The sequence below is a fragment of the Methylorubrum thiocyanatum genome, assembly GCA_014138645.1.
GTDB lineage: Bacteria > Pseudomonadota > Alphaproteobacteria > Rhizobiales > Beijerinckiaceae > Methylobacterium > Methylobacterium thiocyanatum.
In genome coordinates, this window is the sequence record JACJIB010000007.1 from 198,453 (window position 1) to 208,425 (window position 9,973).

Annotated in this window: 12 protein-coding genes; 4 read left to right on the forward strand and 8 right to left on the reverse strand. The window is 70.9% G+C overall.

What is annotated here, in order from left to right; translation table 11 throughout:
• Positions 1–407 precede the first annotated feature (407 nt).
• The gene (metX, locus tag HNR51_RS19715; protein WP_182556114.1) at positions 408–1,625 is read left to right on the forward strand and encodes a homoserine O-acetyltransferase MetX; all 1,218 of its coding nucleotides are present in this window, start codon (positions 408–410) and stop codon (positions 1,623–1,625) included.
• A gap of 6 nt (positions 1,626–1,631) precedes the next feature.
• On the forward strand, positions 1,632–2,321 hold the full coding sequence (gene metW, locus HNR51_RS19720) for a methionine biosynthesis protein MetW (protein WP_012453449.1): 690 nt from the start codon (positions 1,632–1,634) through the stop codon (positions 2,319–2,321).
• A gap of 31 nt (positions 2,322–2,352) precedes the next feature.
• Here the strand turns inward: metW and HNR51_RS19725 are convergent, their stop codons facing one another.
• The 3 genes from HNR51_RS19725 to HNR51_RS19735 all read right to left on the reverse strand — a co-directional run bounded on the left by HNR51_RS19725 (position 2,353) and on the right by HNR51_RS19735 (position 3,791).
• Positions 2,353–2,682, reverse strand: coding sequence for a BrnA antitoxin family protein (locus HNR51_RS19725; protein ID WP_182556115.1), 330 nt, complete (start codon positions 2,680–2,682; stop codon positions 2,353–2,355).
• Complete coding sequence (locus HNR51_RS19730) at positions 2,636–2,920, reverse strand: BrnT family toxin (protein WP_182556116.1); 285 nt, start codon at positions 2,918–2,920, stop codon at positions 2,636–2,638. The genes HNR51_RS19725 and HNR51_RS19730 overlap by 47 nt, the downstream gene beginning before the upstream one ends.
• 79 nt (positions 2,921–2,999) lie before the next feature.
• Entirely contained in the window at positions 3,000–3,791 is a 792-nt protein-coding gene (locus HNR51_RS19735) for a lysophospholipid acyltransferase family protein (protein ID WP_182556117.1), read from the reverse strand.
• Positions 3,792–4,202: 411 nt separating this feature from the next.
• Between HNR51_RS19735 and HNR51_RS19740 the strand changes: the two genes are divergently transcribed.
• Complete coding sequence (locus HNR51_RS19740; protein WP_182556118.1) at positions 4,203–5,114, forward strand: phosphotransferase family protein; 912 nt, start codon at positions 4,203–4,205, stop codon at positions 5,112–5,114.
• Positions 5,115–5,159: 45 nt separating this feature from the next.
• Here HNR51_RS19740 and ggt read toward each other — a convergent pair whose 3' ends face one another.
• The 4 genes from ggt to HNR51_RS19760 form a co-directional block, all read right to left on the reverse strand.
• Entirely contained in the window at positions 5,160–6,992 is a 1,833-nt protein-coding gene (ggt, locus tag HNR51_RS19745) for a gamma-glutamyltransferase (protein WP_239681427.1), read from the reverse strand.
• 70 nt (positions 6,993–7,062) lie between these two features.
• Complete coding sequence (locus HNR51_RS19750; protein ID WP_182556119.1) at positions 7,063–7,356, reverse strand: hypothetical protein; 294 nt, start codon at positions 7,354–7,356, stop codon at positions 7,063–7,065.
• A 180-nt stretch (positions 7,357–7,536) separates the two neighbouring features.
• The gene (locus tag HNR51_RS19755) at positions 7,537–7,836 is read right to left on the reverse strand and encodes a hypothetical protein (RefSeq protein WP_182556120.1); all 300 of its coding nucleotides are present in this window, start codon (positions 7,834–7,836) and stop codon (positions 7,537–7,539) included.
• Positions 7,837–8,245: 409 nt separating this feature from the next.
• Positions 8,246–8,437, reverse strand: a complete 192-nt coding sequence (locus tag HNR51_RS19760; protein ID WP_012453457.1) for a hypothetical protein — start codon at positions 8,435–8,437, stop codon at positions 8,246–8,248.
• A 170-nt stretch (positions 8,438–8,607) separates the two neighbouring features.
• Here HNR51_RS19760 and HNR51_RS19765 point away from each other — a divergent pair, with 170 nt between their 5' ends.
• Positions 8,608–9,066: a hypothetical protein gene (locus HNR51_RS19765; protein WP_306424240.1), complete on the forward strand. Its 459-nt coding sequence runs from the start codon at positions 8,608–8,610 to the stop codon at positions 9,064–9,066.
• A gap of 89 nt (positions 9,067–9,155) precedes the next feature.
• Here the strand turns inward: HNR51_RS19765 and HNR51_RS19770 are convergent, their stop codons facing one another.
• Positions 9,156–9,773, reverse strand: coding sequence for an OmpW/AlkL family protein (locus tag HNR51_RS19770; protein WP_239681428.1), 618 nt, complete (start codon positions 9,771–9,773; stop codon positions 9,156–9,158).
• Positions 9,774–9,973 lie beyond the last annotated feature (200 nt).

Here is a 9,973-nt window from a genome sequence, read left to right on the forward strand (position 1 = left end):
ACATCCGAGGCGATCCTGCCGTTAAGCCAGGGTCGTGCGGCCCGCACTGACATCCGTTAGGGGTGCGCCGCGCGGGACCGGCCGCGCGGGGATCCCGGCCATCGATCCGGGCGAACTCGGCCGGCCGCTCGGCAAGGCTGTTCGGCAAGGCCGTCGCCGGATGCCGCGATGTGCGCCCCGGCACCGGCGCCGCCTCGCGCCTCGTGCGGCGCCTCGGCCGCCCCCGGTGCCGCCCCCGTGCCGCGTTGACGCTGCGGGACGTGCACATTACCTCCTGTGGTCAGCCGGCTAGGACACGCTCCCAGAGCACGCTCGCGGGTGCATCGCTCCATCCGCCCCGCGATCGGCGGGACAGTCGGTGCCGGGCCGCTCGGGACCGGTTCCAGGGCCGGCACCCGGGACATGCCATGGATTCCACCCTTACCCCGAACGCCGAGCACGGCGCCGAGAGCCTCCTGCGGGAGGAGGCGCGCCGGGCGGTCTACGAGGCCTCCCCGGCCTCCGACCCGCGCAGCCCCGTGATGCTGTTCTCCGCCGACGAGCCGCTCGCCATGGATTCCGGCGCGCGGCTGGCCCCTTTCCAAGTCGCCTACCAGACCGCCGGGACCCTCAACGCGCAGCGCTCGAACGCGGTGCTGATCTGCCACGCGCTCACCGGCGACCAGCACTTCGCCCACCGCCACCCCGTGACGGGCAAGCCCGGCTGGTGGGAGACCCTGGTGGGGCCGGGCAAGCCCGTCGACACCGACCGCTACTTCGTCGTCTGCTCCAACGTCATCGGCTCCTGCATGGGCTCGACCGGGCCCGCCTCGCTCAACCCGGAGACGGGCCGGCCCTACGGCCTCGACTTCCCCCTGGTGACGATCCGCGACATGGTCCGCGCCCAGGCGATGCTGCTCGACCGCCTCGGCATCCCGGATCTCTTCCTCTGCATCGGCGGCTCGATGGGCGGCATGCAGGTGCTGCAATGGGCCTCGCTCTTCCCTGAGCGGGTGTTTGCCGCCATGCCCATCGCCACCGGCGCGCGGCACTCGGCGCAGAACATCGCCTTCCACGAGGTCGGCCGGCAGGCGATTATGGCCGATCCGGCCTGGGCCGACGGACGCTATCTCGAAGAGGGCACGCGGCCGGCCAAGGGGCTCGGCGTCGCGCGGATGGGCGCGCACATCACCTACCTGTCCGAGCCGGCCCTGCACCGCAAGTTCGGCCGCCGCCTGCAGAACCGGGCCGCGCCGACCTTCTCCTTCAACGCCGATTTCCAGATCGAGAGCTACCTGCGCCACCAGGGCCTCAGCTTCGTCGAGCGCTTCGACGCCAACGCCTACCTCTATCTCACCCGGGCGATGGACTATTTCGACCTCGCCGAGGACCATGGCGGCGTGCTCGGCAACGCCTTCCGCGGGTCGAAGACCCGCTTCTGCGTGATGTCCTTCACCTCGGACTGGCTGTTTCCGACCGCCGATTCCCGCGCCATCGTCCACGCGCTGAACGCGGTGGCGGCCCCCGTCGCCTTCGTCGAGGTCGAGAGCGACAAGGGCCACGACGCCTTCCTGCTCGACGAGCCGGCGATGTTCTCCGCCGCGAAGGGCTTCATCGACGCCGCCGCTCGGGCGCGAGGACTGTAGATCACCATGAGCGAGAGCCTGACCGACGCCGCCTCGGGCGTGCCGTGGGACGCCGCCGAAGCCCTGCCGCGGGGCGACGGTGCGGCCCGCATCGACCACATCGTCGTGCTCGGCCTCGTGCCGCCGGGCGCGCGCGTCCTCGATATCGGCTGCGGCGACGGCTCGCTCCTGGCGCTCCTGCGCGACCGGCGCGGGGTCGATGGCCGCGGCATCGAGTTGTCGCGCGAGGGCGTCAATGCCTGCCTCGCCCGCGGCCTGCCGGTGATCCAGGGCGACGCGGACACCGACCTCGCCAACTATCCCGACGACGCCTTCGACGTGGTGGTCCTCTCCCAGACGATCCAGGCGACCCGCAACCCGCGCATCGTGCTGGAGCACCTGCTGCGGATCGGCCGGCAGGTCATCATCTCGTTCCCGAATTTCGGCCATTGGCGGGTGCGGGCCGAACTCGCCTTCCGCGGCCGGATGCCCGTCACCGAGATCATGCCGGAGACGTGGTACGAGACCCCCAACATCCATCACTGCACGATCCGCGACTTCGTCGGCCTGTGCCGCGACGTCGGCGCCCGCATCGAGAAGGCCACCGCCCTCGACGCGCGGGGGCGCCCCATGCGCTTCTCGATGCCGTGGTGGTTCTGGAACCTGATCGGCGCGCAGGGCGTGTTCCTGCTGAGGCGCGGCGGGGAGCGGGGGTGAGTTTCTTGTCTCTCGTGTCCGAGAGGCACGCTCAGCCCGCCTTCTCCTTCGCTCGCACGTAGCTCTTGAGCACCGCGTTGATCCGGGACTGATAACCCTTCCCGGTGCTCCGGAAATGCCTGAGCACGTCGGGGTCGAGCCGCAGGGTGATCTGCTCCTTGGTCTCGGCTTCGACGGGGGTCGCCGTGTCCCAGAACTCCGCCGGGATCGCGCCTGCATCTGGGTCGTCGGCGGCGCGGTGTTCAATCGCCTCGTCGGTCAGCGCCTTGAAGGCGCTGCTCAGCGGCGGGGCGGGCGGCATGTCGTCGAGGCTGTCAAACCGGACGAGCTTTCCGCGCGGTCGCGTAGACTTTTCGGTCATGTCTGCTCGCCTTCCATACTGAGATGATGCGAATGTCCCCGTCGCGTAGGGTGTAGACCACCCGCAGCACCGCGTTGTCGTACTCTCCAAGGGCGATGAAACGGCGTTCGCCGTCGTCGCGCCGGGTGTCTTCGCGGGTCAGCCGGACGCCCCGAAAAATCTCGGCCGCCTGCCGGAAACCGATCAGGTGCTTGGCTTGGTTGGCCGCATCCTTCTCGAGGTCCCACTGAAAGCCCATACCTCTCGTGTAGCTACAAATCGTAGCTCCGAGAAGGTCGCTTTCTGTTGCCGCGTGCGCTTTCGCGGCCGACTGACCGTCAGAGCGTCCCCGACGGGTCCGTCGCGGGGACGGAGCCGCCCATCGCCACGGCGACGGGGTGGCCGTGGCGGGCGAGGTCGGCGCGGCCCTCGGCGAGCAACGCGTCGGAGGCCGTCTCGATCCGGCCCTGCACCTCGGCGAGGAAGGCGGCGCGGGACAGGCCCGGCGGGATCACCGGCAGGAACTCGATCACCGTGGTGCCCGGCATCCGGCGGAAGCCCCGGCGGCGCCAGTACAGGCCGGTGTTCAGGGCCACGGGCAGGCAGGGCACGTTCAGCGCCGCGTAGAGGTGGGAGGCGCCCTGCTTGTAGGCGGGCGGCGCCCCGGCCGGGCGGCGGGTGCCCTCGGGGAAGATGATGAGCTGGCGCCCGTCGCGGATCGCCCCGGCCGCCGCCGCGTTCAGCGCCGCCATGGTCTTGGCGCCCTTGGAGCGGTCGATCGGCACCATTCCGCCCCGGCCGAGATACCAGCCGATCACGGGAATCCACATCAGTTCGCGCTTGAGCACGTAGGCGAAATCCTCGAACGCCACCGTGAGCGCCAGGGTCTCCAGGGCCGACTGGTGCTTGGCGGCGACCAGAAGAGGGCCCTCCGGGATGTTCTCCAGGCCGCGGAACTCCACCCGCGTGCCGCCGATGACTCGCAACAGGAGCATCACCGTGCGGCCCCAGAACTGGGCCACCCGGATCACGCCCTTGCGCGCGGCGAGCGCCGGCAGGCCGAAGATCGCGATCAGGGTCGTCGCGACGTAGAACGAGAGGTTGAAGGCGAGCGAGCGGAAGAGGAGCATCTTTGGTCTGCGTGAGGCTGGCGCTCCTTTACCGCGTGCGTCCGCGCTTGCCCACCGCCGGGCCGCGGAAACCCGTCGGAACCGCCTCGGCCCCGCGCGGAGCGCCACCAGCGCGAGGGCGGCCGTCAGGGACGGTCACCAGCCCCCCGGCGTGTGAGGCCGGTATCATGCGAGCGCGTCGTAGATGTCCGCGATGCGCGATCGGGTCGTCATGGTGCTTGATAGGACTAAATTCAATAACAGGCTAAAATCTGCGTGCGGTTCCGTGAACAGACCTCGGATCGACTTACGATCGCCAAGCAACAAATGAGATTTGCTGAATCGTATCTTGTGGATAACTGAGAGGGAGGGGACGAATAGGGTGGTTCGCGTGCGAGCGGCCCGTCTTGGAGCGCGCTCGGAGCCGCAGCCATGGTCCGCGCCTTGTCCTTCTGCGCCGCGTCCCCGCCCGCCGCGGGACCGCACCGTATCGGCGCCGGCCGCTCTTCGGAGGTGTTCGCCGAGGGGCCGGACCGGGTGGTGAAGCTCTACCGGCAACCCTTCGAGCCGGAGGCGGTGGCGAACGAGCTGGCCGCGAGCCGACTCGCCCACGGTTTCGGCCTTCCGGTGCCGGAGGCGTTCGGCATCGTCGGCCGGGCCGGGCGCGCCGGTATCCTGTTCGTGCGTCTCGACGGTGCGCCAATGACGGTGCGCTACGCCTACAACCCGCTCGGGCTGCTGCTCGCCCTGCGCCGCGTGGCGCGGATCCAGCACGCGATCCACGCCTGTCCGGCTCCCGGCCTGCCCTCGCAGCACGCGCGCCTCCGGCACCAGATCGAGGGGGCGCGGGTGCCCGAGCCTCTGCGGCGGGCGGCGCTCGCCGCCCTCGACCGCCTGCCGGCGGGCGACCGCCTCTGTCACGGCGATGTGCATCCCGGCAACGTGATCGCGACCGGCGCCGGGCTGCGCCTGATCGACTGGCAGAAGGCGAGTGCGGGCGATCCGGCCGCGGATGTGGCCCGCTCCGAACTGATGCTGCGCTACGGCCGGCTCGGCCCTGCCTGGTTCAGCCGGCTCTTCCCCGTGCGGATGGCCCGTCGGCTGATCGCGGCATGGTACGTGGCGAGCTACCGCGCGGCGAGCGGTCTGCCCGAGGAGGCCATCGCCGCGTGGCGCCTGCCGGTGGCGGTCTCGCGCCTGTTCGGCCGCCCCTCCGACACCGACGCCGAATTGCTGGCAGAAATCGCCGCGCTGGCGCGCCAAAGACCGGATTCCGAGAACGCGAGCCTTTTTTCGGGTCCAGGGCGCAAACCCAGTCGCGGGCAACCGGCGTGCTGTCGCTAGGACATCGTCCTTCTCCGAAAGCCGACGGCACTTTCGGGACGATGCTCAGGGTCCCTCGGCCAGCGTTCCCCGCTGGCGCGGGTCGGAGGCCCCGGCCAAGAGCCCGTCCTCGGCCATGACCGAATTGGCCGAACCCGAGGTCGCGCCGACCTTCACATTGTGACCTTTGGCTCGCAGCAGAGCGAGCGTATCGGGCGAGATGCCTTCCTCGGCCATCAGCACGTCGGGCTGCCACTGGTGGTGGATGCGCGGCGCCGCCACCGCCTGGGCGAGGTTCATGCGGAAATCGAGCACGTTCACGATGACCTGAAGCGTGGTCGTGATGATGCGGCTGCCCCCCGGGCTTCCGGTCACGAGGAGCAGCTTGCCGTCCCGGAACACGAAGGTGGGGGTCATCGAGGAGAGCGGGCGCGCGCCCGGCGCCACGGCGTTGGCCTCGCCGCCGACGAGACCGTAGGCGTTGCGCGCCCCGGTCTTGGCGGAGAAGTCGTCCATCTCGTTGTTGAGCAGCACCCCCGTGCCCTCGGCCACAAGGCCGATCCCGTAGGAGAAGTTCAGGGTGTAGGTGTTGGAGACGGCGTTGCCCTCGGCGTCCACCACCGAGAAATGCGTGGTCTGATCGGATTCGTAGGGCAGCGGATTGCCGGCGCTCACCTCGGCGGCGGTCTTCGCCCGCTCCGGATCGATCTTTTCGCGCAAGGCCGCCGCGTAGGGTTTGGCGGTGAGCCCTGCGACGGGCACCCGCGTGCGCGCGGGGTCGCCGAGCCAGGTCGCCCGATCGGCGTAGGCCGGCTTCATCGCCTCCGCCAGCGTGTGCAGCGCCTGCGCACTGCCCGTGCCCATGCCGGCGAGGTCGTAGCCCTCCAGGATGTTGAGGATCTCGATGAGATGCACGCCGCCGGAACTCGGCGGCGGCATCGAGACGATCTCGTAGCCGCGATAGGTGCCGCGCACGGGCGTGCGGATCTCCGGCCGGTAGGCGGTGAGGTCGGCGGTGGTCATGATCCCGCCGGCCCCCTGCACGGCCGCCGCGATCCTCTCGGCGATCGGCCCCTCGTAGAAGGCGTCCGACCCCCGCTCGGCGATCGTTCTCAGGGTGTCGGCGAGGTCGCGCTGGATGAGCGTCGCACCGCGGGGCAGCACGTGGTCGCCCTCGAAGAACACCGCCCGGCTCGAGGGCCATTGCCCGAGCAGCCCCGAGGCCCGCGGCAGGGAATCGGCCAGTCCCGATTCGACCGGAATGCCGTCGCGGGCGAGCTTTTCGGCTGGGGCGATCAACTCGGCCAGCGAGAGCTTGCCGGAGCCGTAGCGCCGGTGCGCCTCGGCGAGCCCCCGCACCGTGCCGGGCACGCCCACCGCCTTGCCGGTCCGAGTGGAGGCGGCGCGGTCCGGCTCCCCTTGCGGGTTGAGGAACATGTCGGCGGTGGCGGCGGCCGGGGCGGTCTCGCGGTAGTCGATGGCGATGGTGTCGGCAGCCCTCTCTCCGGCCGCGGCGCGGTGCACCATCATGAAGCCGCCGCCGCCGAGATTGCCCGCCCGCGGCAGAGTGACGGCCAGCGCGAAGCCGACCGCCACCGCCGCATCGACGGCGTTGCCGCCTTTCCGCAGAATCTCGACGCCGACGCGGGTGGCGAGCGCGTCCTGCGACGAGACCATGCCGCGGCGGGCCAGCACCGGCAGGAGACGGGCCTCGTCCGACTGGATCGGCGGCAGTTCGGGTGCGGGCGGCACCGCCTGCGCGCGGGCCGGTCCCGAGAGGCCGGCCGGAAGGCCCACCGCGAGAGAAGCGGCCAGCGCGGCGGCCAGAAGACGCGTGCAGGAGACACGCGCGTAGGCGAGACGCGCGCGGGCGGAGCGAACGGTCGAAGGCGAGCTCATGTCGCGAGCTTACCGCAAATGCGCGGCGCGGCCATGCTCACCGGCCCGCCGAGCCGCACGGCGCGCCGCGCTACCGCCCGCTCAGCGCGGGGCCGCCTGCGGTGCCGCCGGTGCCGGGCGGTCCGCTGGTCGGCGTGCCGCCGATCACGGCGCCCGGCGTGCCACCGACGACGGCCGGCTCGTTCGGCGTGCCGGCCGGGGGAGCGGCCGTGCTCGGACCGGGCACCGGCCGCGACCCCGTGGCCGAGGCCTTCGGGCTCGGCGGCGAGGGCGGCGCGGCCCCGCCCGCCTGCGCCAAGGCCGCGGTCGGGAGGCTCAGGGCCAGAACCAGGGCGATCGTCGTGAACCGCGTCGTGAACCGCATGGGGTGTCCTGACCGGGGAGGGGGTATCCCTCAACCCGGCTTCCCCCGGAAAGTTCGCGCCGACCGATCCGGACGGCGCTCTGCGTCCCCGAGCCTCGTCCCGGATCCCGGATCCGGGACGAGGCTCCTGTTCTTGCGTCGTCTTCCTCGAGAGAAGGCAGCTTCCTTTCGGACTGCGTTCTACCGGTAACCGAGCCGATAGCGGGGATGGGCCGAGGCCGGGTCGTGCAGGCGCGGATCGGCGTGGCGCATCGAGCGGTGGACCCGCCGCTCCGCCTCCGCCGGCTGATGATAGCGCAGCGATTCCTGATGCGCGTGGAAGTGATGATCCCAATGGCGCGTGCTGGGATGCCAGTCCACGGTCTCGGCCGGGCGTCCGGCGATGAGGCCCGGCTGCGGCAGCGCGGGCGCGGCGGAGGCCGCCGTGACGCCGAGGGCGCCGAGCGCGAGGCCGGCTGCGAGGGTGGGGATGCGTCGCATCTTCTTGCGTCTCCTCCACACACGGAAATCGTGTGTCGTGATCTGTCATAAAACGTTCACATGCCGGCTCCTCGTCCCGGGAAATTTTGCGAATCAGTTTTAAAACCCGCTGAAATGACTGGGATTTTGTTCGATCGTGCGCCGTCACGCGCGGGGTCGAACGATCCATCCGGCGCGCTGGGACGGATCGCGCGCGCTGCGTGCTCCAACGCACCTGCAACCGAAGCGGGCGGCGCCGGAAGGTGGCGCCGCCCGCCTCACGATACGCCCCGCTTCGATGGCCAGGGTCCGGACAGCACGATGCCGACGACCGGTCCCCGGGATGAGCGGGGTCCGGCGTCGGCACCGGGGGCGTGCGGGGATGAGACGGCGGGTGGGCGCGTGGCGCCCCGCCCGCCGGGCCGGCCGGTTAGGCGGCGTCTTCCGCGTCGTCTCCGTCGAGGATCGATTCCAGATCGCCCGTGAGCGCGTCGAGCTGATCCGGTGTCGCCCGGATCTTGAACTTCGTTCCGTCCGCGGCTTCCACCGCGATCTCGATGTGGTCCTCGACCCTTGCGGCGAGCGCCTGCTTGAGGGTGTAGGTCGTCACGTCCTTGGCCATGCGGTCTCCCATAGGGGCGTTGGTCGTTGGGAGGTGGGAAGCGCCGTGAGGCGAAGTCGTTCCTTCGACGCGCCTGTCGATTGGCCCGTCGACCGGCCTGCCGCTCGCCCTGCCCTCGGGGTACCGGCCCGTTAAGCCGGCCTTGATGGCTTCGGAGGCATCTCGCCGCCATGAACGCGCCGAGGCCTCTCATTGCTCGATTCGTGGCTCAGCTCTTCGCTCAGCCTCTGGCTCAGCTCTTGGCTCAACTCTTGGCTCAGCTCCTGGCCTTGTCCGTGATCGGCGGCAGCCTTGGCGCTGCGGCGGCCGGGACGCGCCAATTCGGATTTTTCGAAGAGGCGCGGATCCTCGAAGAGGCGTGGCACGGCTGCGTGCGGGAGGCCTATGCCCGGCAGCCGGCGGGGCAGAGCCGGGCCGGCGCGCAGCGAAACGTCCTCGACGAGTGCCGGGAGCACGAGGACCGGCTGGTGGCGGCCACGATGCGCGAACAGGCTCGCGAGGACGAGGCCGCGCGGCGCGCCGGCCGGGCCCCGACCGTCCGGGCGGGGGGCGGAACCTGGGCCTGGGCCGCCTCCGTCGCGGCCTACGTCGTCGATCCCGTCACCTCCTGGCTGCAGGGATGGCGCTAGAGCCGTACCCGACCTGATGCAATCGGGGGGATGCGGCTCCCGCTGCCCCGGCCGGGGCAACGCCCGGCCGGGTCGAAGCCGGCTGCCGTTCAGAAGCGGTAGCCGAGGCCCGCGCCGATGATCAGCATGTCGAGCCGCACCGTCGCGCTGCCGGCGCCGATCCGCGAGACCAGCGGCGGCAGGAAGATCTTCTTGATCTCCATGTTGGCGAACCACGCGCCGCCGAGATGATAGTCGAAGCCGGCCTGGAGCATCGGCCCCAGCTGCGGGTCGGCCTTCATCTCGGTGATCAGGGGCTTGGCCGGCTCGTAGGCGATCGGATGCGTGTAGCCGGCCCCCGCGCCGACATACGGGTTGAAGGCGTTGTCGGGCAGGAAGTGGAACTGCACCGCGCCGGTCAGATTGAGGCTCCAGGTCGAGCCGATCGGCAGGTCGCCGATGAACGACCCGCGGATCGAGGTCTTGGTCGAGACGACGCCGACCTGGCCGGCGACCGCGAAGTGATCGGACAGGAAGTAGGTCACGTCGAGGTCCGGCAGGGCGCGGGCCGGGGTGACGACGCGCCCGCCGATCGGCTCGACCCGCGAGAACTGCCCGACGGGGATGGAGCCGATGACCCGGCCGCGCACGAGCAGGCTCCCCGCGGTCAGCCCGCCTTCGGAGGCCGAAGCCGCGGCCGGGTCGGCGGCCCGGGCCGGGGCGGACATCGCGGCCAGGCCGAGCGCGGCCGTGAGAGCCGAAGCCCCGAGAATCGAAGATCCGAGAATCGAAGCCCTGAGAGCCGAAGCTCCGCGCCGCGGCGACATGCGCCCGGATGAGGCGAGGACGTGATGACACTTCCGCCCGGAGGCACGGCGGGACAGGGCAAAATGATCAAACATGGTCGTCTCAAAGGTCCGTGGGAGAA